Here is a 23440-nt window from a genome sequence, read left to right as displayed (position 1 = left end):
ATCCACCGGCTGGGATTGCGGCACCGGGGTGTCTTGCGGCGACGGCTGAGGCTCTGGCGTCGGCGTTCCTTGGTCCACCGGCTGGGGCTGCGGCACGGGGGTGCCTTGCGGCAGCGGTTGAGGCTCTGGTGTCGGCGCTCCCTGATCCACCGGCTGGGATTGCGGCACCGGGGTGCCCTGCGGCAGCGGCTGAGGCTCCGGCGTCGGCGCTCCCTGGTCCACCGGCTGGGGCTGCGGCACCGGAGTGCCCTGAGGCAACGGCTGAGGTTCCGGCGTTGGCGTCCCCTGATCCACTGGTTGCGGCTGCGGCACCGGGGTGCCTTGCGGCAACGGCTGAGGTTCCAGCGTCGGTGTTCCCCGCTCCACTGGCTGGGGCTGCGGCACCGGAGTGCCTTGCGGCAGCGGCTGAGGCTCTGCCGTCGGCTCTCCCTGATCCACCGGCTGGGGCTGCGGCACCGGGGTGCCCTGCGGCAACGGCTGAGGCTCCGGCGAGGGCATCCTTTGTGGGGTAAGTTGCGGGCCATCATCTGGCTCGAATGGTCTCGCCGGTGGAAATTGGGACTGTGGCGAAACTGTCGGCGTCTGCTGCGGCTCGGTTGTCCGAACCGCGGGGGCCTCTTGGGAAAGGCCGCCTTCTACCCGCGTGCCGCCAGCTTCCGGTGACCCGGCATCCGGAGAAACCGCCGGCGCGCCGCCCTCTGGCGCGGGCTCTTCCTCATCGCCAGTCTCAGGTGCCTCCTTTGTCTCGGTGCGCCAGCCGAACGCCTCCTCTGACTGGACGTGGCGCGGGTCCTTGGCTTCCTCCGGTGCCCCGGTGAGACGCGCCCAGAGCCGATGCAGCAAGCCCCGCGCGGCCCCGTCGTCCTCAGGCGATGATCCGGTCATGTCGTCCCCCTAGCGCTCGCTCAAGGCGAGATCGAGATTGGTGAATATCGGTTTCCAGAGATACGCGAACACGGTCTTGCTGCCCGTGGTGATGTCGGCCTCGGCGGTCATGCCCGGAAGCAGCGTGAAGCGCTGCGGATCATTCCCGAGGTAGTGCCGCGGCAACGCGACCAGGACCTTGTAGTGTGGCGCCCCCTGATCATCGAGCACGGTCGTCGGAGAGACTTCGGTGACCTTCCCCTCCAGCGCCCCGAAGCGGCTGAAGTCGAAAGCATCGACCTTGAGCCGCACCGGCTGGCCAATTGTGACGAAACCCACGTCGCGCGGGCTGATCTCCCCCTCGAAGCGCAGCTTCACGTCGCGCGGAACGATCTCAGCCACCAGCCCGCCTGGCTCGATAAAGCGACCGACAACCGTCTCCGGCAAGCTTTGCACGATCCCTGCAACGGGGGTCCTGAACTCGGTCTGAGCGAGGCGCCGGATCAGCCGGGCAATGCGCTCGGCCACTTCGAAGAGTTCGCTGTTCACTGCGGAAATCCGCGCGCTGGCGCTGTCTGCCTCCCCGACATCGACCTCGGCCAGGCGCTGCTCAAGCTCTGCAATCCGTGCCTGAAGGACGGCCGTGCGGCCGGTCAACTCGGAGAGTTGAAAATCGTAGTCGGCTTGGGTCTGGATCGCGTCCACCAAATCTGCGCGCGGCGCGAGACTGCGATCGACGAGATCCTGCAGCGTCTCGATGCGCTCGCTCGCCACCATGCGCTGACGTTGGACGGTTGGCCACTCGGACGCGATCGCGCCAAGTTCTGCGCGGGCGGAGCTCTCCTGTTGGCGCACAAGCTTGCGCGCGGTGTCGAGGTAGGCCTTGCGCGCCTCGAACACGGCGGTCTCCCGCGCGATTGCAGCGTCCACATCGTCCTCCGGAAGGCCGAGCGGCCTTTCACTGGGGACCTGCGGCAGAGATGGAAAATCCGGCGCAATGGCCCGGGATCGGATCGGCGTGAAATCCGGGACGCGTTCCTCGACGAGGGCGGTCAGGCGCTCGCTCTCCAGAGCCAGAGCAAAGGCATGACTACGCGCCTCTCGCAGTTGCGACACGAGCTCTGCTGCATTGAACTCGACGATCAGCTGTCCGGCCTCGACACTGTCGCCGAGGGTTACGTGAACCGCCCCGACCGCCCCACCGAACTCGCTTTGGAGACGCTGGGTCGAGCTTTCGGGCTGCACTTCCCCGCGGGCACGCACTATTTCGTCGACCGGCGTCACCACCATCCAGCCGATGAGAAGCGCGACGCAGAGCAACACCACAAGGCTTGCGATCCGCGCCAGCCGCGCCACCGGAGCGTCGTTCAGTTCGAACCGCTCGGACGGGTCGGGTTTCGGTCGGTCTGTCATGGATTCAGGCGGCCCCCTCTGTAGTGCCCTCGTCGTGACGGACGGGGCCAAAATGGCGCAGAAACCCCTCGTCGAGATAGATCGCGTTGTCCGCTGACTGGATCAGCGAGAGGTCGTGCGTGGAGAAGAAGACGGTCGCGCGTCCACGGGCGCGTCCCAAGAAGGCGAGAAACGCGTCTCGTTCTGCGGCATCGGCACAGCCGGTCGGATCGTCGAGCAGCACCAGCACCGGATCGTCCGATTGCTGAACGGCGCTTTCGCTCGTCGAGTGGTCCTGTCCGACCGCACCGGCAAGCACTGCATCGACGGAGGCCTTCGGAGACCAGCCGTCCGCTTCCGACGGTTCCCAGGGCACACTGTCACCTACTGATCCGCGATCGGGGAGTGCCGGCAGGATCTGAGAGACAAGCGCAAGCTCTGCGGGATCATATTGGCGCAGAGTGACACCGTCGAGGAGCACTCGACCGGACTGGGGCGGAAGGCTGCCTGCCAGAAGTCTCAGCAGCGTGGTCTTGCCTGCGCCGTTGGCTCCGACGATCGCGTTGACGCTCCCCGGCGCGGCGTTGAACGTCACATTGTTCAGGGCCGGCTCGGTCTCGGCGTCATAGCGGACCCAAGCCCCCTGCAACTCGACCTGCGGCGCGGTGCGTGGGGCCCTTCGAAATGCCGCTGCGGCCTGTCCCGGGGCATCTCTACCGAGCGGATCCTCAAGTTCCCGAAGGGCAAGCCGAATGGAGCGCAGGCGCGGCAGGCCGACAAAAAGCGCCTGCGCCGGTCCGGTGATCCGCCAAGTTAGCAGCATGGTCGCGACAAGCGCGCCGCTGCTGATCGTGCCGCCGATCGCCAGCCAGACACCGACTGCGAGCGTCGCCAGCGCCGCACCGGTCCCGAGAACGGCTCCCAGCGCAGTGACAGAAGCCGAACGCACACCTCTCGCATAGCTGGCGCGCGCGGCGTGAGCGGCCTGTTCAGCCAGCCGGCCCAACCAGACTGAGCCGAGCCGGCTTTCCATGATCTCCGGGGCTTTCGACCCAAGCTCGTGCAGCATGCCAGCGCGTTCACGCGCGGCCTGAGCCGACAACGGGTCCCCCCACGGGCGCTCCTTCGAGGTCAGAAAGGCGACCCCCAGCATGCTCAGCAGGTAGAGTGCCGGCACCAGCACCAGAACCCCACCGAGAAATCCGACCATGACAACGGACAGAACGATGAAAGGCGCATCAAAGACCGCTGCGGTGTTCGATGACGCAAAGAGATCCGCCCCGCGGCGCGCTGATTTGAGGCGTGCCTCGATACTCTCCTTGGATTGCGTGAGCACGGTTCGAAGGGGCAAGCTCAGAAGGCGTGCCTCGGCGGCAGCGGAGGCAAGTGCGGATAGCCTGGCGTGTTGGCCCGCGAAATAGCGCGCCCGCACCAGGCGCAGGATCGCGACGCAGCCGATCGAGATGACGGCACCGGACAGGATCGGCACCAAGGAGCGGCTCGCTCCTGCCCCCAGAACCCTGTCGAAGACCGCCATGATAAAAAGCGGCACGAGCAGTGCGAAGACATGGATGAAGAAGGACAGGACGAGCCCGGTTCGCAGCCCCCGGCGAAGACGTCGCATGAGCAAATCGCGCGTTGTCTGATCGCCGCCAGCATCACGACAACGATGAACGAACAGGACACGTCCGGTCTCTTTCAGGACCTTGCGGACATCGTCGGACGTGTGCTCCGGAGTTGACAGCATGACCTCGTGCCCATTGATCCGGACAATGGCGACCGCGTCGTCTCCACTGAGCGTCACGATCGCCCCATCCCCCCCGTCCTTCCAGACGCGAGGGGGCATGCTGGCGACCTCGCTGGCGAGGCCAAGGCCGGTCAGAAGCATCGACGCATCGTCCAATGTCTCAAGCGTGTCCTGCGCTGACAAAGCGCTGTCGAACACCGCCGGGTCGCGTTGCCAGCCCAACCGCGCGAGAGCCTCCGGAACCAGGTGCTCGAGCGCGCTTCGTCTACGGGTCGAGACCTCCGCCGGAGGGGTGCCGCCCCCCTGTGGCACGATGGTCTTTTCTGCCTCGTCAGCTCCGCTCAGGTTCATGCTGCCGCCTGCCCACCAATTGTGCCGTCTACGCCTTCCACAACAGACAGATCGCGATCCTCCCACTCTTCCTCGCGGGTGAGGACGACAATCGTCGTGGTCGAAGTCACCTGCCGCAAGACGGAAAACAGCCGGTCGACGCCGTCCTTGTCGAGCGCGTAGGCCGGATGGTTCAGCACCACCAAGCTGGGCCTGCCGGCGAGGGCCCGGACCAGTCCAATCCGCTTGATGGCACCACTCGAAAGCGGCGCTCCGAGCCTGATGCCAACCTCCGTCTGATAGCCCTTTGCCAAGCGCCCGACCGACCGCTGCAGACCGAGCGCCTCGCTGAGCTCCATAGCGACGTTGGTCCGGGATGGATCGAAACCGGTAATGTTGTCGAGGATCGTGCCGCGGAACAGGCTCGGCATCGCGCGCACCATGGCAATCCGCGACGCAAGCGCCTGCGGCGTGCCCTCATCCGCGGCACCCGAGCTCAGCGCGAACGTGTCAGCTGCGCCTTGCTCTGTCTCGTGCAGCGCGTCGTAGAACGCCGAGAAGGCAGCGTCCGCCGCGCCGAAATTCGGGAAGGTAACAACCGTCACGTGCCCCGGAGCGATCTCGACCCGGCGCCCGTCCGGCGCGACCCAAGACAGACCGAGAGGCGTGCGCGCGCCCTCATCTCTTGCAATGCTCCCGGATCCGGGTTTCGTCTCGGCCAGGGCCTCCTGCAGGCCCCGATACGCGGACGCAGCCGTCTGCCGACGGGCCAGCCCGGAGAATAGCCCGACCAGTCCAGCCACAGCGCGCTGGCCAAGGATGAGGCAGGCCGCCAGGGCTCCGACGGTCATGGAGCCCTCTAGCACCATCAGCGCACCAACGCCCAGCACCAGAACGGACGTTGCGAGGCTGGAAATCTGCGTCAGATCGATCAGTTTTCCGGTCTGCCGCTCGGAACGTTCGACGGCCTGCGCCTCCGAGATCGTCGCGCGGCGCAGACGGCCCATCAACTGACCGGGCAGCCCCTGTGTGCGGAAAAGCTCAGCGAAAGCGAAGCCCGCCGTTAGTAGGGAGGTCTTCGAAGATTGGGCCTCGAACCGATCAGCCACAGCCTGCTTGTTGAGCCGCGCGGCACGGCTTGCCAATGCCCCGATCACGACAATCACCGCCAAAGGCGCGAGCACGACCGCCCCTCCGAGGAACCAGACGAGAAGCAGGAAGACGATTGCGAAGGGCGCGTCGAACAGCCCCATGAGTGTCCGCCCTTCAAGTATGTCACGAGACAGTGTGACGGACGAGAACAGCCCGTCGATCCTCCCGATCCCCAGTCGACTGAACGCCGCGCGCGGCATTGTCAGCACATGGCGCGCCACCTGAAGCGACAGACGGTGCTCCTCGGCGCTACCGATGCGCGCCAAGATCGCCGAACGTGCAAAACGCGCGAGCCCGTCGAACAGCAAGGCGACGAGAACAGCTGAAAACAGCACCGCCGCAGTGCCGAGCCCCTGGTTCGGAAGGATCCGGTCATAGACCTGTATGAGCGTGAGCGGAAGGGCGAGCGCGAGGACGTTCGACAAGAGCGAAAGCGCTACAATCCATAAGCGTGACATGAACGACCTCCGCAACTCTTCCGCTCATACTACGCACTTAGAACCATGAGGCAATTCTTTGTGAATATGTTCTCGCAGGTGACTTTCTACTGGGAGAAGCGTCTGACGATGCACGTCTGCGCTGCCCCGTGATAGGCGCTGCCTGCCTTGTTCCAGTTCCAAACGTTTTCCGGGCTCAACCTGCGCGGCACAACGAAAAATCCGCCCGCAAAAGCGCCTTGGTTGCAGACTTAGGGAAGACGCACCGCATATCCACCTGCCTTGCTCCACCTTCAACCGGCGCATTTCATTATAAAGTCCAAGGATCCGACCAGGCCGTGAGCCGAGCCCCGGCATGCCCCTCAAGGAGACCCCCACCGCACCTAGGACTTCCTGCAACCACGCCCCGACGAGGACCCGCCCCGCGCCTTCTATCATCACGTCGAAGTCAACGAGATGAAGAGGTTCGACATGACCACCAGTCCCACCGCCCGCATGATCGCCGACGCCGTCGAGGCAAGCGGGAAGACGCTGCGGGAGATCGCCACCGAGATGGGCCTCGAGCGCGGCAACGTGATCTCCATGCTGAAATCCGGCGAGATGCGCATGCCAATCGAGCGTATCCCTGCCTTCGCCGCCGCCACGGGCATTGACCCGTTGGCGCTAACCCGTATCGCGATGTCCGAGTATATGCCGCAGACTTGGAACGTGCTCGCGCCGACCGCGGTCCCGGTGCACGAAGTTCAGCTCAACATCCGCGCGCCCAGCGCGGTCGTCGAGCGCTTCAAGGCGGTCTGCCAGACCGAGCGCCGCAACTACGGCGACATGCTTGGGCTCTTGCTCGACGTATGGGATGGCGACGTCGAGAAGATGGTCTGACCTGTCGAAAATCGGGCGCGCCGGCTCCGCGTTGGCGCCCTTCGGCACTCAGAATGCTCTGAGAGCCTTCAAAATCGCTGCCAATTAGGCACCTCGCCCCGGGAGCTACCCTAAGCGCCCTCTGGGTCAGACGCGCTTCAGCGGCCGATTTGAGGACCGGACCAAATAAGCTGATTTTGTCGTGTTTCCGCATACTTGTGCGGACCGGGATCGGATCATAGATGACCGGCTCCACAACGCACTGGACGCCATGCCGCACAGCTTCAAGATCCCGATCGAAATCAACCAAAAGCGCGTCGACGATGAAGCAGGCTTCAGAGACTTGTCTCTGCGCTACACTCTCAAGGACGCGCCGGCCGGTCAGCCCGTGACGCGTGGCAGGCTCATCGCGGAGCCGGTGATCGATTTGAATGACTATAGCTTTGAAGCCGGGATCGACTGGATCGCGGTGCAGGTCTCACTCGTAAGCTGGACGAGTTGGCGCGAGCTACGCACGATCATCAAGCCGGCGGTGCAGTGCGCTGGCAAAGGCGGAGTGTTCGTCTTCGGGCCGAAGTGGGAAGAGAACTACTCCGGCACCGACTTCATCATCAGGATGAACGACCCGACACAGGAGCGCATCCACAAGATGTTGCTTGCACTCTGGTCTAAGCTACAGGCCCCGCGCACCTTCATGCCGAAGCACCGCGTGGTGGGGCTCGAGGTCTTCGTCGACGTCTACCCGAAGAAGAGAGATGACGACACGCCGAGGGATCTCTGGGCGCGGCGTGCCGTCATGTCAGACGTGCTACGCAAACATGTCATTCTCGATGGTGAGTGGCTCAAGCACGAAGATTTCGGCGAGAAGGACGACTGGCCGCGGTTCGTGGAGACGCTGCAGAAGCCAGGGATGACGAAAGCGGAGAAGAAGACGCAGAAGCTGATCCGTCCGAAGCCGGGGACGCCGCCAGACCTCAGCAAGAAGATGGATGAGATCCGCTGGTGGGCACGAGATGTGAAGCAGCACTCGGCGGTGCCGCTGAGCGCCACGATGTATATCGGTGGCAAAAGCCGCACGCTGATGATCCGGCTGCAGGACAAGGTGCAAGATCAGAGGAAGGGGGAGACCGCGATCGATCTCGAACCCAGCCAGCGACGCTCGCGGATTGAGATCCAGATGAAAAACTCCGAGGAGCTGAACATCCTCGGCGGGCTGAAGATTGAGCGGGTGGAGGATCTTCGAACGTTCGAGTTCAAGAAGCTACGCAAGGCATTCTTCGGCTTCCAGCTGCCGACGATGGAAAGAGCCGCGACGGGCGCGCCGAAGGAAGAGGAGGTGGAGGTGATGAAGCGGAGCGGCTCGCTGGGGCTGGATCTCTATCAGCGGGGGCATTGGGACCATGCGAAGATCACGGGCGCAAGCGCCCGTCGAGAAGGTGGTCCTCGAAGGCTGGGCCGCAGAGGATACAGCTGCATGTGGTCGTCGTTGAACAAGAAGGTCGTCCTCGCTCTGAACGAGGTGACCCTCCAAGAGAAGCCTCACTGAGGCAGCGGCCCGGCCCGTATTCGGGTCCTTGCCTCAGGTAGAAGACGAGCCTGGGTAAGGATGCTGAAGAGTGATGGAGACGGGAGCACGGGAGGGGAAATAACCAGTCAATAAGGACTGACTGACAGCGGCGCTTGGTCACGGCATGCGCCAAACCCGTCCGCGCCATGCCTGCAAGGTCGAGATTGAGATCCCAGTTGACGGCCGCGCCGCGTCGGGCGCTGAGGATCCGAGACAAAAAGTTGCAAGCGCGTCGGTCTCGTGGGCGCCGCGCAGCGCATACAAGGCGTCGCCGCGGCCGTGGCGCAAGCAATGCGTCGGCCGCCGCCCAACATCCCAATCCTTGTAACTCGAGCAGCCGCCCCAGACCTGCGCCCCCTGCCCCGATCAGTCCTGCGAGAATGGGATGACATTGCTGCCGCGCATGAACGCGATCGGTCCTTCGCTCCGAATGGCCTCGAGCGCCGCGGTGCGTGCGTCCTTGTCGGAGCGGAACTGGTCGTCCCAGACGTGGCTTGTCCCGTCGCAGTCGACGACCTCGAGCGTCCACAAGCTCTCCGTCTCCAGGCGGTAGATCTCGACGGAGAAGGGATAACCGCTCAATGTGACGGTCTGGCACTTTCCCGACATCACGACATTCGGCTCGTCTTCTTCCATCTGCGCTCGCCCCTCTCGCTCTTAGACCATCTTGCTCGCATGCTTCAAGCGACGCGTCTAGGCTGAGAGGCGGGCAAGGCATGCTACCTCGATCCACAAGAGCCAATGCTCCCGCGTTTTCGATGCCGGGCGCTGTAACTCGCAGAACCGCGCGTAGGTGTGCGTTCCGCCTCGTCTGCCCCCTTTGCTCTAGATAGTCGCGCGGCACGCACCTGGCGCGCTTATGATGGCCCTAGCGCTACTCCTCGCCCCCGTCGTATCTCTTCAGTGCGCGAGACACGCTATCAGTTCGCCATAGCGTCCCGCGTGAGGTCCGTAGGCCCTCATCGTTTGCACGCGCCGCGATTTTCGCGAGCGTCGCGGTCTCGTCATCGCTTTCAATCGATGCCTTCACGCGCGACAATTGCTCGCCAGCCTTGTGCGAAGCTCGCCGCCTCGCTTTCGATGACGCTGTGGTCGCCAAAGCCGTTTGGTCGCGACGGTCTTCAAGGTCAAGTTGTGACCGCCGCCGCGGAGCGAGAGAGTAATCTGCTCGTAGCGCTCCCCGCACCAAGAGTTCCCTTTTCGCGCCTGTGACTTCTGACAAAGGCTTCATCAAACGCAGGTGGAGTATGGCCGAGTGATATGGAGACAACTCCTCCCACAATGCGCGCTGAGTGGCGGCATCAGGACAAGCCCGGAATAGCCGGCTGGCATCATCGATGATAATCGGTCCGCCTTGTTGGAGATAGTCACGAAGTCGCGGCAACGAATTCAGCCCACGCACCGAACGCGCGTAGTCAGCGATAAAGACCGTTCTGTGGGTCTCGATCTCTATATGCCGGCTCCATTGCTTGGCAAATGCCTCCAAGTTGGCGATCTGTTGGCGAACGGCCGGATGATCGCGGTGCAGGCCACGCCGTCCGTGTGTTGCTAGCAGGTATCCGGTGAAAGGTTTTTGCATTGACGTTTCGACTACGTTGACGCGATGCGCCAGCCTTGCCTCCGTATAAGATCTAGAATGGCAAATTCCTGTATAAGTTACGTTCAACAACTGTTCTAGATCGCATGCTCTCAGTCGCGCCGAGAGCGGCGAGGCAACAGCGCCAACGCCCTAATCGATATGGAAAAAATTCAGGTTGTGGCGTTTACGCCCGACGGACGCGCCCACGCAGGGTATAATGTAGTCATCAGCAACGAAGAAGAGGCCAAGATGCCCCAGACGATGACGAAAACCGTAACCGACGCCTGCGAGAGCTGGCTCAAGACCTGCGAACGCAATCAGCTCGAGCGGTCGACGCTGAAGGCTTACCGCAGCCACGCGCGCGTTCATATTGAACCGAAGATCGGTGATCTTCTGCTCGGCGATCTTTCCCGGGGTCAGGTGCGGGACTTCATGCACGAGCTGCTCGATGACGGCATCTCGCAAGCACTCGTGCGCAAGGTCATGGTCAGCCTCCGCGCCGTGCTGTCCGAAGCCGTCGAGCGGGAGTGGATCGAGCACGACGTCGCCACCGACGTGAAGATGCGCCGCCGGCGCCGCTCCGAAAGCGACGAGCGCGTCATCCCGACGAAAGACGAGATCAGGTTGATCGTCGAGAACGCGCCGGCTTCGCACCGCGCCATGTTCATCGCCGCGATCTTCACCGGCATGCGGATCTCGGAATTGCGCGGACTGACCTGGGACAATGTCGATCTCGACCGCGGCCTTGTGCATGTTCGCCAGCGCGCCGACGAGCACTGCGTGCTCGGCAAGCCCAAGAGCCGCGCCGGCCACCGTGACATCCCTATGACGCCGCTCGTGCGCGACACACTAGCGCAATGGCAAAGAACGGTGCCCGTGACAGTGCAGAACCTTGTATTCCCGAATGGCGCGGGCAAGATCCAGAACTATTCGAACATCTACAATCGCGTCTTCAAGCCGATGCTCGTCGCGAACGGCATCGTCGACGCAGCCGGTGAGCCGAAGTTCGGCCTCCATGCGCTGCGACACGCCGCTGCGTCGCTCTTCATCGAGCAGGGCTGGAACCCGAAGAAGATCCAGACGCTACTCGGCCACGCGTCGATCACGATGACGATGGACGTCTACGGGCACCTCTTCGAGAACGCTGAGGAGGATGTCTCGATGTTCGCGAAGCTCGAGAGTGATCTCCTCGCCGCATGATCCCAAGATCGCCAAGTCCAGACCGCACCAGAAGCTCGTTCGAGGTCAGGTTCAAGCCGGCGCGGCGCAAGAACCGCGCCGCGCTCACCCAGAGACGAGGCTCGCATGTGCATCGACGTCCGCTGCGGTCGGCATGCTTTCCTGGCTTCCTTTGCGAGCGCAGGTGAGGGACGCCGCCACCGCTGCGCGATGCATGGCATCCGCGAGAGGCAGGCCGCGATCGAGAGCGGCCGCGAAGGTGCCGACGAAGCAATCTCCGGCAGCCGTGGTATCCTGCACCTTGCAGGGGACTGCGGGAACCGAGACATGCTCGCCGCGCCAGGCTAGCTCTGCCCCATCGCTCCCGAGCGTGCGCAACACGCCGGTTCCGGTGGCCTCCGCGAGGGCCGCGGCAGTCTTGCCGCAGCCAAGCCAGCCGGCCATCGCCTCTGCCTCGTCCTCGTTGACGACCACAAGTCCGCAAAGCGAGAGCACTTCGGCATCGAGCCGATAGGCAGGCGCAAGGTTCAAAATGCTGAGGGTCTGTCTTTCATGGCATCGACGGATCAGTCGCGCGGTCTCTCGCGGGTCATTCTCCATCTGCAACAGGACAACGCTCGCCCGATCAAGCAGCGCGTCGTCCACGAGGTCCGACGAAACGGCGAGGTTCGCTCCGCCCGCCACGACGATCTCGTTCCCCCCGTCCAGGTCACGATGGATGGAGGCACAGCCCGTCGGTGCATCGAGACGCGCCACGAGGCTGACATCCACCGCCCGCCGCAGTCCTTGCAGCGCGATGTCGGCAAGGCCATCCTTGCCGACGGCACCCACCATGTGGACTTCCGCGCCACCCAGTGCTGCGGCAAGCGCCTGGTTGGCCCCCTTCCCACCTGGCTCGGTGTGGAGGCTCTTTGCCATCAAGGTCTGCCCTGCGGTCGGCAGGGTCTCGACATCGAAGATCAGGTCAGCGTTGATCGAGCCGAAGGTGACAATCATGCAGCCACCTCGCCAGCATCAACCATCACGAAATGGCCATCGCCCACCTCGCGGTAATGGCGTTTCGGCGGCACGAAATCGGCTGTTCGATAGGGGCTTCCAATTTCGTCAGCAGTCGCCAGACGCCGCTGACGGCGGGATGGATCGGCAATGGGCACCGCCGCGATGAGCTTGCGCGTGTAGGGGTGCTGAGGATTTTCGAAAACCGACGCACGCGGACCGATCTCGACAATCTCTCCAAGATACATCACCGCGACACGGTGGCTAATGCGCTCAACGACCGCCATGTCGTGACTGATGAAGAGATACCCCAGGCCATATTGCTCCTGAAGGTCCAGCATGAGGTTGATCACCTGCGCCTTCACAGAGACATCCAGAGCCGACACGGATTCATCGGCGATGATCAGCTTCGGCTCCAGGGACAGAGCGCGCGCGATACAGATCCTCTGACGTTGACCGCCCGAGAACTCGTGCGGAAAACGCGAGATCATGTCGCCCGACAACCCGACACGCTCGAGCAGATCGGTGACCTTGGCCTCGGCATCGCGGCGGGTGGCCAGTCCGTGAGTGACCATCGGCTCGGCGATCGCGTCGCCGATGCGAATCCGCGGATTGAGGCTTTCGAACGGATCCTGAAAGATCATCTGCACATCCCGCCGGATTTTCGTGAGATCCGAATGACCAGCGCCACGCACATCCTGACCGGCGACCGAAATCGCGCCGCCCGCAGGTTCCTCGAGCCGGATGAGAGAGCGCCCCGTGGTCGACTTGCCGCAGCCGGACTCGCCGACGAGCGACAAGGTCTCGCCTTGCCGCAATTCGAATGACAGGTCCTCCACCGCATGGATGCGGCCAACGACCCTGCGCAGGATCCCCTTGCGAACGGGAAACCGCGTCACGAGGTTGTCGACCTTGAGCACAGGCGGCGCGTCGGCGCGCACGGTGTCCGCCGTTGCAGGCGGCGACTGGATCTCTCCGGAAGACATGTCGACGCGTGGGAACCGCAGCGGCCTGTCGGTTCCAGTCATCGCGCCGAGTTGCGGAACCGCAGAGAGCAGAGCGCGCGAATAGGGGTGACGCGCCTCGCGGAATATCTCGGCGGTGGACGCAGTCTCGACCACGTCGCCGCGGAACATCACCACGGTGCGGTCCGAGATCTCGGCAACGACCCCCATGTCGTGCGTGATGAAGAGCACTGACATGCCCTCCTCTTCCTGCAGCGTCTTGATCAATTCGAGGATCTGGGCCTGGATTGTCACGTCGAGCGCGGTCGTCGGCTCGTCGGCGATCAGCAGCTTCGGCGAGCAGGCCAGCGCGATCGCAATCACGACCCGCTGCCGCATGCCGCCCGAGAAGTTCATCGGGTATTCGTTCAGACGCTGTTTCGCGGACGGTATCCGAACCCTGTCGAGCAAGCGCACCGCCTCGGCCTCTGCCTGCGCGCCGTCCATGCCGCGGTGCTGGCGCAGCACTTCGGTGATCTGCTCGCCAATCTTGAGCACCGGATTAAGCGACGTCATCGGCTCCTGAAAGATCATGCCGATGCGGTTGCCGCGGATCGACTGCATCGCATCGAGCGGCATGTCGAGAAGGTTCTTCCCCTCGAACTCGATACGTCCGGCACTGCGGGAATTCCCCGGCGAGAGCAGTCGCATGATCGACATGGCGGTGACGCTCTTGCCGGAGCCGGATTCACCCACGACGGCCACCGTCTCGCGCTCACCGATGTCGAAGTTCACGCCCCGCACCACGTCCCGCCATTGGGCGTCCACACGGAACGAGGTGGTAAGGTCCTGAACCGAAAGAATGGGGTTATTCATGATCAGCCCTCCCGGCGCGGATTGAGAATGTCGCGCAGCGAGTCACCGATGAGGTTGATCGCCACGATGAGGATCAGCAGCGCCACACCCGGGAAGAAGCTGATCCAGTAGTCGCCCGAGAGCATGTATTCGAACCCGTTCGACACAAGAAGTCCGAGCGACGGCTCAGTGACCGGCAAGCCGATGCCGAGAAAGCTCAGGGTCGCCTCGAGCATGATCGCGTAGGCCACGCGCATGGTTGCCACGACGATCAATGGCGCGAGACAATTCGGCAGGATGTGCCGGAACAGGATCCGGCGATCCGGCAGCGCCATCGACCGTGCCGCGTCGACGTAGGCGCGCTTGCGCTCGACCAGGGCAGAGCCCCGAATGGTGCGGGCATAGTATGCCCATTGCGTCACCACCAGCGCGAGAATGATCTTGTCGACCCCCTGCCCCAGCACCGCAAGCAGGATCAGCGCCACAAGGATCGCCGGAAAGCTAAGCTGGATGTCCACCACGCGCATCAGGAAGGCGTCGGTCCGCCCTCCGGCGTAGGCGCTCAGCAGGCCCACGGCGGCGCCGATCAGGAGAGCGATGGCCGCACTCGCGACACCGACGAGGATGCTCGTGCGCAACCCGTAAAGGATGGCACTGAAGAGGTCCCGGCCCTGATCATCGGTGCCGAGCAGGTAGGTCATGCCGGTGAAGCTCTCAGCGCCCGGCGCCAGCCGGCCGTCCATGATGTCGAGCTGCGCGAGATCATACGGATCTTGCGGCGCTATGACCGGAGCGAAGACCGCGGCGAGGACGAGGATCGAGACGATGACGAGCCCCGTGAGCGCGAGCGGATCGCGGACCAGTTTGCCCATGATGATACGGAAAGGCGAAACCGAGTGGCTTCTGCTCTTGTCGGTCTTGCCGCCGGTGTGAACCGAAGTGGTCTTAGAGAGGTCGGTCATATCAGTTGCCCTCCAGTCGGACGCGCGGGTCGACCACCGAGTAGAGGATGTCGACGGCGAGGTTGATGAGGCTGAACATCACGACGGTAATCATGAGGTAAGCGAGGATGACGGGCCGATCGAGCACCGCGATGGCGTCGATGATCAGCTTGCCCATTCCGGGCCAGGCGAAGATCGTCTCGGTCACGACCGCGAAGGCGATAAGCGAACCGAGTTCGAGACCGATGACGGTAATGAGCGGGATCAGAGTATTCTTGAGCACATGCACCGTGACGATGCGCTTTTCGGGCAGCCCCTTGGCCCGGGCAAAACGGACGAAATCAAGCTGCATGGTCTCGAGCACACCTGCACGGGTAATCCGGATCACCAAGGAGATCTTGAAGAGCGCCAGGTTGAAGGCGGGCAGCGCAAGGTGGGCGAGCCCATCCATTGTAAAGATGCTGACGGGCACTCCCAGCACATCCACCGTGTCCCCGCGTCCGGATGATGGCAGCCATCCGAGCTGCACGGCGAAGACCATGATCATCACCAGACCGATCCAGAAGGTCGGAAGTGAGAAGCCGAGGATCGAGAACGTCATGATCGACTTGGCGAACCAACCGTTAGGTTTGAGCCCGGCGTAAATGCCCAGCGGGATGCCCAGCACCAGCGCCATGAGCAAGGCAGCAGCAGCCAGCTCCAGAGTTGCCGGCATCCGCTGCAGGATCAGGTCCAGCGCAGGCTGGTTGAACACGAAGGAATTGCCGAGATTTCCGGTGAGCGCGTTCTTGAGGAAGATCCAGTATTGCTCCCACACGGGCCGGTCGAGGCCGAAGGACTTGATCACTTCAAGACGTTCCGCAGGTGTTGCGGTGGGGCTCAACAGCACGTCCACTGGGTTGCCCACCATGTGCAGGCCGCCGAAGACCAGCACCGACATGACGAACAGCGTCACGGCGGTCTGAAGTAGTCGGCTGAACAGGTATCCGCTCATTTTTTAGTCTCCTCCTGCGCGGTTCTCTCCGGCGCGGCGCCCAACGCCGCGATCCGGTCGACAACCAGCGCGATATAGCCCGGCTCGTTCACATCCGTCATGACGGTGGTTCGTGCCTGACTGTCATTGAAATCTGCGTAGGTGTGGCCGCTCGTGCTCCCGCCCACCTGGACCCCCACGGCTGCACGCCGCCCCGAGAAAAGCTCGGGCGCGACGAGCCAGGCAATTGTCATGGGATCGTGAAGCGGTCCTCCAGGGCGACCGTATTTTTCGGGATCGCTGCGGTCAAATTCGGTCAACAGGCGGGCCAGAGCGCATCCGGGCGCACCTCCCTGCTCCCGAAGCTCTTCGATATGCGTTGCCGTGAACAATGCCTGAAGAGTCACGTCGAGCGGGAACATCGTTATGGGAACGCCGGAACCCAAGACGATCTGCGCCGCGTGCGGATCCGCATAGACGTTGAATTCGGCCCATGGCGTGCGGTGACCGAGCGCACGAAATGCACCGCCCATGACGACGATCCGCTCGATGCCCTGGGCCACCTCGGGGTGCAGCCGCAAGGCCATGGCAACATTGGTCAAAGGCCCTATGGCACAGATCGTGACGGGACGGCCCTCTCGGGCGGCACCGCGTGCGGTTCGGGCGATAAAGGCCACGGCGTTCTCATCCGAAGATGTCATGCCGCTGTCGGGCACCAACGCTTTCGGAAAGGCGCCGATGGCGGCGTATTTCCCGAAGACCTGGTCACGCAGCAGTGGGCCCCGCGCCCCGGCCATGACCGGCACATCAGCACGTCCGGAGAGACCCACGATGCGGCAGGCGTTGGCATATGTCGCCTCGAGCGGCACGTTCCCGGCCACAGTTGTGACGCCCAGAAGCTCGATCTCGGGCGAGGCCAGTGCCAGCCAGATGGCCGCCGCATCGTCCACGCCGGGATCGGTGTCTATGATGATCCGCGTGACGGTCATGCAGCGCCGCGCTCCTCGTAGCGGGACATCAGGTCAAGGTAGAGGTCGATGACCCCCTGCGCATCCACCTTCGTCACGACATCGACATTCGCGGGCTCGCCCGATTTCCCATACCAGTCCGCCACGGTCTGTCCGAGGCAGAGAGGGCTTTCTGTTTCGACGAACACGCGGGCGGGCGCACTCTCGAAAAAGTTCGGGCTCAGCATCCAGGCCGTCACGAGCGGATCATGAAGCGGCCCCCCGCGGGACCCGTAACGGCGGACGTCGTTGCGGTCCCAGAATGCCATGAGTTCCGCCACGGTCTGCGAGATACGGCCGCTCTTCTGCGCGAACATCGCGACATGGTCCGGCAGCAGCATGACCTGATGGGTCGCGTCGAGTCCGAGTGTCGTCATTGGAACTCCTGCCGCGAACACGATCTGCGCGGCATGCGGATCGGCAAGCATGTTGAACTCCGAGGTGAGGGTCCGGTTGCCCGGCTCGCGAAAGGCCCCCCCCATCATCACGATCCGGTCGATGCCGCCGGCGATCTCAGGACAGATCCGCAACGCCAGCGCAAGATTAGTCAACGGACCAAGGCAGCACATCGTGATCTTGCTGCGCTCTCCGCGTGCTGCACGACCGAGGTGCGCAATCAGTGCCTCAACCGCCGTGGTCGGCTCGACCGTCTTGCTCGGATCGGGCAGCACGGTGCTCCCCAGACCCGTGGTGCCGTGGAACTGCCCGTGGATCGGCTCGCGGCACAAAGGGCGATGGCAGCCAGCATGAACCGGAATGTCGGCACGACCGCCCAGCTCGCAGATCTGCAGCGCGTTGCGCACGGTCCGATCAAGCGGCTGATTGCCGCAAACCGGCGTGATCGCGAGAATGTCGAGTTCGGGAGCGACGAATGCACCGAGCAAGGCGATGCTGTCGTCAATCCCCGGGTCGCAATCGAAGATGACGGGAGTGGATATTGTCATACTGGTTCCTTGGGAATCTCGTTGTCCGAGCCTGTGGGTCTACAGAGCCCCTAAGTCGCGCAACGCCGAAGCCACTTCATCGCGCGCGGCAGCGCCAAGCGGCTTCTGCGGGGCAACCGGATCACCGACCTCGAAGCCCTGCAGCTCCAGCGCGGCCTTGATGCATGCAGCCAGAGAATGGCGGGCGAAGAGTTCGTTGATCCGCCAAAGCGGTCTCTGCAACTCCATCGCGCGGCCCCAGTCGCCAGCTTTCGCGGCTTCGTAAAGCGCGATGCTCTGCTCCGGCACGATGCACGCCGGTCCCGCCATCCAGCCCTTGCCGCCGATCATCATGACACAAGTCGGAATATGGGCGGAGGCCGCGAAGACCTCGAGCCGACCTTTGGTCCGTTCCATGATCGACAGGAGACGACCTGTATTCGACGAAGCGTCCTTGATGTAGCGGATGTTCTCGAAATGGCTCAGTCGCTCGATCACAGGCAATGTCAAATCGGAGCGCTGAAAGTTCGGGTTGGTATAGAGCACGACCGGCAGCCCCTCGGCCGCCTCGGCAATCGCGGTGAAATAAGCCTCGACGCCATCCTCATCGATGGGGAAGTAAGCCTCGAGAATGGCAAGAATGCCGTCCGCCCCGGCCTCCACCATTGCACGGGTCTGAGAAACCGCGTCCGCGGTTGATGTCGAAGCCACGCCGGGAATGACCGGGACGCGTCCTCTCGAGGCCTTGATAACAGATTTCGCCACAGCCAACCGCTGGCGTCCATCGAGATAGGCGAACTCGCCGGTGCTGCCGAGCGGCGCCAGACCGTGGACGCCTGCCGTGATCAGGCGTTCGACCAGAGCTTCGATCACATCGCCCCGCACCTCGCCGCTCTGATTGAGCGGCGAGACCAGGTAAGGAAATACTCCTTCAAAGGACATCCGAACGGCTCCGGATCACTCGGGCCGCACGTCATAGGCCAACGTGTAGCCATCCGAGCGTCCAGGGTAGTCGATACCGTCTTCAAGTGCCCAGGTGTTTGCGAGGTAGAAGACCGGGATCACACCAAGGTCGGTCATGGCGATCTCTGTCGCATTCTCGAGAAGCTCGCGGCGCGTTTCTTCGTCAAGCGTCTGGCGCGCTTCCGAGAGAGCGCTGTCGAACTCGGGGTTGGAGTAGCGTCCGCGGTTGCCGCGACCGGCGCTCTCGCCATAGGTCTCGAGCAACGGCCCGAGAACGCCCGACGCCTCACCTGTCTCGACCGCGGCACCGCCCATGATGAAGCTGAACTCGAGGTTCGATGCCCGCGAAAAGTAGACGCTCGCTGGCAGCGTCTCGACCGAGGTGTCGATGCCGATGCGGCTGAAGAACTGCCCGATGGCCTGTGCAACTCGGCTGTCGTTGGGATAGCGGTCATTCGAGGCGTGGAAGGTCAGCTCGAAACCGTCGGGATAGCCCGCTTCGGTCAGCAGTTCCTTCGCCGCTTCGGGATCATACGGATCCGGCGCGATCTCGCTGTCATAGCCGAAGTAGCCTTCAGGGACGAGCTGACCCGCGGGGACCCCTTGCCCATCCATGATGCGATCGACGATGGCCTCGCGGTTCAGCGACAGCGACAGGGCACGGCGCACGCGCGGATCGCGCAGTGGGTTCTTGCCCTCGGCGTCGGTGGCAAAGGGAGATTCCTCACGCCCCTGGTCCATATGCAGATACATGACCCGGTTGCCCGCAACCGAGACGACTTCGACATCGTCAGCGTCCACAAGCCGACGCGTGTCGGCGGTGGGAATGCTCTCGATCATATCAACGTCGCCCGAGAGCATCGCAGCAACGCGGGCGCTGTTGTTCTTGAAGACCTTGAAAGTCACGTCTTCCCAAGCTGCGGGCTCGGCCCAGTAGGCGTCGTTGCGTTCAACCACGACTTCGCTGTCGGGCACCCAGGAGACGAACTGGAACGGCCCGGTGCCGATCACGCCCTCGCCCGAGTTCATCTGCTCGGTGGTAGTCTCGGCGGCCTCGGCCGGCAGGATTGCGATCCGGCTGAGGTTGTTCAGCAGGAGCGGCGTTGGCTCGTCGGTGGTGATGCGGACCGTCGACGGATCGACGGCTTGCACATCCGTGATCGCCTTGACGTAGGGCATAAAGGAGCTGGGACTGTTGGTCGACGCTTGGGGCACGCGGTTGATACTCGCCACCACATCCTCGGCGGTGAAGTCGCTCCCGTCGTGGAACGTGACACCTTCCCGCAACGTGAATTCCCATGTGGTGTCATCAACGACCTTCCAGGATGTCGCGAGAGCGGGCACGATCTGCTGGTTCTCGTCCTGGTTCACAAGCCCGTCAAAGATGTTCCGAGCCATGGCGCTGTTCGGACCAACGACGTAGAACTGCGGGTCCATCGACGTGGTCGATGCGGCAAGACCGACCGTCAGCTCCTGGGCTGACAGGGCGGCAGGCGCGAGCGCGGTGCTGGCCGCGAGCAGCGCGGCCAAGGCAACAGGTTTCATCAGGGAACTCCTCCGTTCGATTTTGTGCCCGCTTTCTCCCATCGGGCAAAACGCAAGCTAGCGGCCTTCACAGCTGCGATAAAATTGTATCTGATACTTACATCATGACCAAATGTTATACTGGAGCTCTAAGATGCATTTGAAGCACCGACAAGTTGAGGCGTTTCGCTGCGTTATGATGAGCGGAGGGATCACTGCTGCGGCAGACCTGATGCATGTGACCCAACCGGCTGTGAGTCGCCTGGTCCGGGATCTAGAAGAGACCCTTGCCCTGCAACTCTTCAGTCGTCGTGGGGCCCGTTTGGATCCGACCGCCGAAGCCCTCATGCTCTATCGCGAGGTCGAGAGACTGTATCTCGGCCTCGACCAGATCGCACAGGCGGCGGAAGACATTCGCGCGCACAAGAATATTGTCATCCGCATCGGCACGGTGACGTCGCTGGTGCGCCCCTATCTGCAGACCGCGATCCGAGAGGTCATCGGGGACCGCAAGGATGTCCCTCTGATCGTCGACGTCGAAAACAGCCGACACATCTGGGAGATGGTCGAGAAGGCACAGTATGACATCGGCTTCGTCTATCGGCGCCAGCGCATGAGTGATCGGGCCCTGAAGTTGCGACAGATGCCTGCTGTCGTCGCGGTGCCGCCGTCACATCCAATCGCAACCAAGGATGTCTGCACTCCCGATGACCTGATCGACGAACGGATCCTGATCCCCGGCCGCAATTCTCCGGTGCGCATCGCCTTCGACAGCGCGCTTTCGACAGCGATGAGTGCTCCCGCGAGCGTAATCGAAACATCGATGCTGAACTGTTGCCACTTTGCCGCGGAAGGCATGGGTGTCGCCATCGTGGACGAAATCTCTACGCGTGCTGCGAATGCTGGGCTGGTGACGATCCCCTTCTCGCCGAACATACCGGTCTCCTACTACGCAATCCGCCCGAGCGGCTCGCATCGCATTGCAATAATCGATGAGCTTGTGGATCGGGTGATGTTTCATCTGAATTCGGATGTTCCAGCCTGACGGCCGTTCCAAGCGTATCCGGAACGCCGTGACGCTTTGGAGGGAGCAACAGATTCATAGAAACAGGTCGGCCGCGAGATAGATCGAGGCACCTGCGCGCAGCCCTTTCGCGAAGGAAATGATGCGTCTGCGCTGCAACTCCGGACATGCCTGACACTGGCGAAGCCGACGCTGTCTTCGGGCAATAGCTGGCACGCTACCGGCAGTCAAAGTGCGCGAAAGCTCCCCCAACTCCGTCCGGAAGCGAACTTGCATTTACGTAGCTACACCGTTGATGCAAAGAACTCGATCAGACCGCAGCATGGATTGAAAATCCTCGTGTCGGTGGTTCGATTCCGCCCCCGGGCACCATTAAAACCCAACAAAAGCAAGGCGTTATGCCCTCTCGCTTGGGCTGTAGTGGCAGCGCGATTGGCTGTGGGTATCATTTGGGTAGCATTTACGAGCTAGACCTAAGGCCTTTGCAATCAGACGATGAAGATCCCTATCGGGTTATTACAGCGTTGACTCCCAAGCTTTCAACTCTGAGATCGCAACGACAAGCTGCCTTTGTGGAGATACGCTTCCATCTTCGGTGACGTAGGCTCAGGCCCCATTGATTTTCCCTGAGCAGCGTGATTCAGCGTTCGGAAAACGAGCGGTGACATGTCTGATCTCTTCTGGCTGAACGACGCGCAGATGGCGCGTCTTGAACCCTATTTCCCGAAGTCCCACGGCAAGCCTCGCGTCGATGATAGACGTGTGCTGAGCGGGATTATCTTCATAAACCGTAATGGCTTACGCTGGCGGGATGCGCCGGATGATGTCCCGGGAAGTGGTGTAGCTCCTCATGGGCCTCGCGCTTTCGAGCGGGCCGAGCTGGTCAGTCGCTCTGCGCTGCAGGCAGACTGACACCGAGATCATCGCAGACGGGCGCGAGCGTTTCCAGCGTCATGTATCTGGCGCGCTGGACTGTCCATTCCTCGGTCTGCTCCATGAGGATCGCGCCGACGAGGCGCCGGATCGAAGCCTCGTTCGGAAAGATGCCGACGACGTCCGTGCGTCGCTTGATCTCGCCGTTCAGCCGCTCGATCGGATTGGTGCTGTGCAGCTTGGTGCGATGCTGGGCCGGGAAGGTCATATAGGCCAGGACGTCCTCCTCGGCCGTGTCCATGAGCGTGGCCAGCTTGGGGAGCTTGCCGCGCATCTGGTCCGCCACGAGACGCCACTGGGCCTTCGCCGCCGCGTGGTCGGGCTGGGCAAAGGCCGTGGCGATGAATGCCGAGACCACCCGGCGGCTGTTCTTGCCGGCATGGGCGAGCGCATTGCGCTGGAAGTGGACGCGGCAGCGCTGCCAGGTCGTGGACAGGACCCGGGCGGTGGCGGCCTTGATGCCCTCATGCGCATCGCTGATCACAAGCTTCACGCCGCTGAGGCCACGGCGGACGAGATCACGCAGGAACTCGGTCCAAAAGGGTTCGGCCTCGGAGGCCCCGATCGCCATGCCCAGCACTTCGCGCCTGCCGTCGGTGTTGACGCCCACCGCGAGCGTGACCGCAACCGATACGATCCGGCCGCCCTGGCGCACCTTGAGATAGGTGGCATCGATCCAGAGGTAGGGCCATTCGCCCTCGATCGGCCGTGTCAGAAAGGCATCCACGCGCTCGTCGATCTCCTCGCACAGTCGGCTGACCTGGCTCTTCGACACCCCGGTGCCACCCATGGCCTGCACCAGGTCGTCCATCGATCGCGTTGAGACGCCGTGGACATAGGCCTCCTGGATCACGGCCGTCAGGGCCTTCTCAACAGAGCGCCGCGGCTCGAGGAACGAGGGGAAATAGGAGCCGGTGCGCAGGCGCGGGATGCGCAGTTCGACGCTGCCGGCCCGGGTCTGCCAGTCCCGATCGCGATACCCGTTGCGCTGCGCCAGGCGCTCGCTGGTCTTCTCACCATAGTCAGCACCGGTCTTGGCGCCGACCTCCAACTCCATCAGCCGTTCGGCAGCAAAGCCGATCATCTCGCGAAGCAGGTCGGCATCGGCGCTCTTCTCTACCAGCGCACGCAGGTCCATCATGGGTTTGGTCATCGGGGGCATCCCTCGGTTCAGGTTGGTGTCAGCAACCCGACCCTACCGAGAAACCCGATGGCCACCGAAAGCTACACCACGACCTGGGACCTCACCGTT

The 23440-nt window shown here is 63.0% G+C and carries 17 protein-coding genes and 1 pseudogene; 5 read left to right on the top strand and 13 right to left on the bottom strand.

The genetic code is table 11. From position 1 onward, the window contains the following. Window positions 1–894 precede the first annotated feature (894 nt). The 3 genes from R2601_RS12870 to R2601_RS12860 are packed head-to-tail and all read right to left on the bottom strand — an operon-like array spanning window position 895 to window position 5943. The gene (locus tag R2601_RS12870) at window positions 895–2277 is read right to left on the bottom strand and encodes an HlyD family type I secretion periplasmic adaptor subunit (protein WP_007799060.1); all 1383 of its coding nucleotides are present in this window, start codon (window positions 2275–2277) and stop codon (window positions 895–897) included. Window positions 2278–2281: 4 nt separating this feature from the next. Next, window positions 2282–4354: an ATP-binding cassette domain-containing protein gene (locus R2601_RS12865; RefSeq protein ID WP_007799059.1), complete on the bottom strand. Its 2073-nt coding sequence runs from the start codon at window positions 4352–4354 to the stop codon at window positions 2282–2284. Continuing rightward, window positions 4351–5943: an ABC transporter transmembrane domain-containing protein gene (locus R2601_RS12860; RefSeq protein WP_007799054.1), complete on the bottom strand. Its 1593-nt coding sequence runs from the start codon at window positions 5941–5943 to the stop codon at window positions 4351–4353. Before R2601_RS12860 ends, R2601_RS12865 begins: the two co-directional genes overlap by 4 nt. A gap of 450 nt (window positions 5944–6393) precedes the next feature. On the opposite strand from R2601_RS12860, the gene R2601_RS12855 reads away from it, so the two are divergent. Together R2601_RS12855 and R2601_RS12850 are read left to right on the top strand one after the other, a co-directional pair. Further along, a complete protein-coding gene (locus R2601_RS12855) occupies window positions 6394–6801 on the top strand; it encodes a helix-turn-helix transcriptional regulator (RefSeq protein ID WP_040544680.1) in 408 nt (135 codons plus the stop codon). A gap of 250 nt (window positions 6802–7051) precedes the next feature. Beyond that, entirely contained in the window at window positions 7052–8326 is a 1275-nt protein-coding gene (locus tag R2601_RS12850; protein WP_007799051.1) for a hypothetical protein, read from the top strand. Between the two features lie 387 nt (window positions 8327–8713). Here the strand turns inward: R2601_RS12850 and R2601_RS12845 are convergent, their stop codons facing one another. Further along, a complete protein-coding gene (locus R2601_RS12845; protein WP_007799050.1) occupies window positions 8714–8983 on the bottom strand; it encodes a hypothetical protein in 270 nt (89 codons plus the stop codon). 1192 nt (window positions 8984–10175) lie between these two features. On the opposite strand from R2601_RS12845, the gene R2601_RS12840 reads away from it, so the two are divergent. Further along, on the top strand, window positions 10176–11126 hold the full coding sequence (locus R2601_RS12840) for a tyrosine-type recombinase/integrase (RefSeq protein ID WP_007799049.1): 951 nt from the start codon (window positions 10176–10178) through the stop codon (window positions 11124–11126). A gap of 84 nt (window positions 11127–11210) precedes the next feature. Here the strand turns inward: R2601_RS12840 and R2601_RS12835 are convergent, their stop codons facing one another. The 8 genes from R2601_RS12835 to R2601_RS12800 are packed head-to-tail and all read right to left on the bottom strand — an operon-like array spanning window position 11211 to window position 20252. Further along, the gene (locus R2601_RS12835; protein ID WP_007799048.1) at window positions 11211–12101 is read right to left on the bottom strand and encodes a ribokinase; all 891 of its coding nucleotides are present in this window, start codon (window positions 12099–12101) and stop codon (window positions 11211–11213) included. Then, window positions 12098–13921 (bottom strand): ABC transporter ATP-binding protein, encoded by a 1824-nt coding sequence (locus R2601_RS12830; protein ID WP_007799046.1) that lies wholly within the window; start codon window positions 13919–13921, stop codon window positions 12098–12100. Before R2601_RS12830 ends, R2601_RS12835 begins: the two co-directional genes overlap by 4 nt. 2 nt (window positions 13922–13923) lie before the next feature. Then, window positions 13924–14862, bottom strand: coding sequence for an ABC transporter permease (locus R2601_RS12825; protein WP_007799044.1), 939 nt, complete (start codon window positions 14860–14862; stop codon window positions 13924–13926). Between the two features lies 1 nt (window position 14863). Then, entirely contained in the window at window positions 14864–15835 is a 972-nt protein-coding gene (locus R2601_RS12820) for an ABC transporter permease (RefSeq protein WP_007799042.1), read from the bottom strand. Beyond that, window positions 15832–16803: a nucleoside hydrolase gene (locus tag R2601_RS12815; protein ID WP_007799040.1), complete on the bottom strand. Its 972-nt coding sequence runs from the start codon at window positions 16801–16803 to the stop codon at window positions 15832–15834. Before R2601_RS12815 ends, R2601_RS12820 begins: the two co-directional genes overlap by 4 nt. After that, window positions 16800–17765 (bottom strand): nucleoside hydrolase, encoded by a 966-nt coding sequence (locus R2601_RS12810; protein ID WP_007799038.1) that lies wholly within the window; start codon window positions 17763–17765, stop codon window positions 16800–16802. The genes R2601_RS12815 and R2601_RS12810 overlap by 4 nt, the downstream gene beginning before the upstream one ends. Before the next feature lie 39 nt (window positions 17766–17804). Further along, window positions 17805–18686, bottom strand: a complete 882-nt coding sequence (locus R2601_RS12805) for a dihydrodipicolinate synthase family protein (RefSeq protein ID WP_007799036.1) — start codon at window positions 18684–18686, stop codon at window positions 17805–17807. A 15-nt stretch (window positions 18687–18701) separates the two neighbouring features. Continuing rightward, window positions 18702–20252 carry an ABC transporter substrate-binding protein gene (locus tag R2601_RS12800; RefSeq protein ID WP_007799035.1) on the bottom strand — a complete coding sequence of 517 codons (1551 nt, stop codon included), beginning with the start codon at window positions 20250–20252 and terminating at the stop codon, window positions 18702–18704. A 133-nt stretch (window positions 20253–20385) separates the two neighbouring features. On the opposite strand from R2601_RS12800, the gene R2601_RS12795 reads away from it, so the two are divergent. After that, window positions 20386–21276 carry a LysR substrate-binding domain-containing protein gene (locus tag R2601_RS12795; RefSeq protein ID WP_040545355.1) on the top strand — a complete coding sequence of 297 codons (891 nt, stop codon included), beginning with the start codon at window positions 20386–20388 and terminating at the stop codon, window positions 21274–21276. A gap of 645 nt (window positions 21277–21921) precedes the next feature. Beyond that, window positions 21922–22080: pseudogene (locus R2601_RS26505) on the top strand (transposase); the annotation flags it as partial. 58 nt (window positions 22081–22138) lie between these two features. Here R2601_RS26505 and R2601_RS12790 read toward each other — a convergent pair. Beyond that, window positions 22139–23341 (bottom strand): IS256-like element ISPebe1 family transposase, encoded by a 1203-nt coding sequence (locus R2601_RS12790; RefSeq protein ID WP_007792467.1) that lies wholly within the window; start codon window positions 23339–23341, stop codon window positions 22139–22141. Between the last annotated feature and the right edge of the window lie 99 nt (window positions 23342–23440).

Source organism: Salipiger bermudensis HTCC2601 (assembly GCF_000153725.1).
Taxonomy (GTDB): domain Bacteria; phylum Pseudomonadota; class Alphaproteobacteria; order Rhodobacterales; family Rhodobacteraceae; genus Salipiger; species Salipiger bermudensis.
The sequence above is the reverse complement of the archived record's forward strand: the minus strand, read 5'-3'. Positions and strand labels throughout refer to the sequence as shown.

What these genes read in the sequence shown, in the direction of transcription:
- R2601_RS12870 (WP_007799060.1), bottom strand. Translation starts at nt 2,277, where the DNA reads ATGACAGACCGACCGAAACCCGACCCGTCCGAGCGGTTCGAACTGAAC.
- R2601_RS12865 (WP_007799059.1), bottom strand. Translation starts at nt 4,354, where the DNA reads ATGAACCTGAGCGGAGCTGACGAGGCAGAAAAGACCATCGTGCCACAG.
- R2601_RS12860 (WP_007799054.1), bottom strand. Translation starts at nt 5,943, where the DNA reads ATGTCACGCTTATGGATTGTAGCGCTTTCGCTCTTGTCGAACGTCCTC.
- R2601_RS12855 (WP_040544680.1), top strand. Translation starts at nt 6,394, where the DNA reads ATGACCACCAGTCCCACCGCCCGCATGATCGCCGACGCCGTCGAGGCA.
- R2601_RS12850 (WP_007799051.1), top strand. Translation starts at nt 7,052, where the DNA reads ATGCCGCACAGCTTCAAGATCCCGATCGAAATCAACCAAAAGCGCGTC.
- R2601_RS12845 (WP_007799050.1), bottom strand. Translation starts at nt 8,983, where the DNA reads ATGGAAGAAGACGAGCCGAATGTCGTGATGTCGGGAAAGTGCCAGACC.
- R2601_RS12840 (WP_007799049.1), top strand. Translation starts at nt 10,176, where the DNA reads ATGCCCCAGACGATGACGAAAACCGTAACCGACGCCTGCGAGAGCTGG.
- R2601_RS12835 (WP_007799048.1), bottom strand. Translation starts at nt 12,101, where the DNA reads ATGATTGTCACCTTCGGCTCGATCAACGCTGACCTGATCTTCGATGTC.
- R2601_RS12830 (WP_007799046.1), bottom strand. Translation starts at nt 13,921, where the DNA reads ATGAATAACCCCATTCTTTCGGTTCAGGACCTTACCACCTCGTTCCGT.
- R2601_RS12825 (WP_007799044.1), bottom strand. Translation starts at nt 14,862, where the DNA reads ATGACCGACCTCTCTAAGACCACTTCGGTTCACACCGGCGGCAAGACC.
- R2601_RS12820 (WP_007799042.1), bottom strand. Translation starts at nt 15,835, where the DNA reads ATGAGCGGATACCTGTTCAGCCGACTACTTCAGACCGCCGTGACGCTG.
- R2601_RS12815 (WP_007799040.1), bottom strand. Translation starts at nt 16,803, where the DNA reads ATGACCGTCACGCGGATCATCATAGACACCGATCCCGGCGTGGACGAT.
- R2601_RS12810 (WP_007799038.1), bottom strand. Translation starts at nt 17,765, where the DNA reads ATGACAATATCCACTCCCGTCATCTTCGATTGCGACCCGGGGATTGAC.
- R2601_RS12805 (WP_007799036.1), bottom strand. Translation starts at nt 18,686, where the DNA reads ATGTCCTTTGAAGGAGTATTTCCTTACCTGGTCTCGCCGCTCAATCAG.
- R2601_RS12800 (WP_007799035.1), bottom strand. Translation starts at nt 20,252, where the DNA reads ATGAAACCTGTTGCCTTGGCCGCGCTGCTCGCGGCCAGCACCGCGCTC.
- R2601_RS12795 (WP_040545355.1), top strand. Translation starts at nt 20,386, where the DNA reads ATGCATTTGAAGCACCGACAAGTTGAGGCGTTTCGCTGCGTTATGATG.
- R2601_RS12790 (WP_007792467.1), bottom strand. Translation starts at nt 23,341, where the DNA reads ATGACCAAACCCATGATGGACCTGCGTGCGCTGGTAGAGAAGAGCGCC.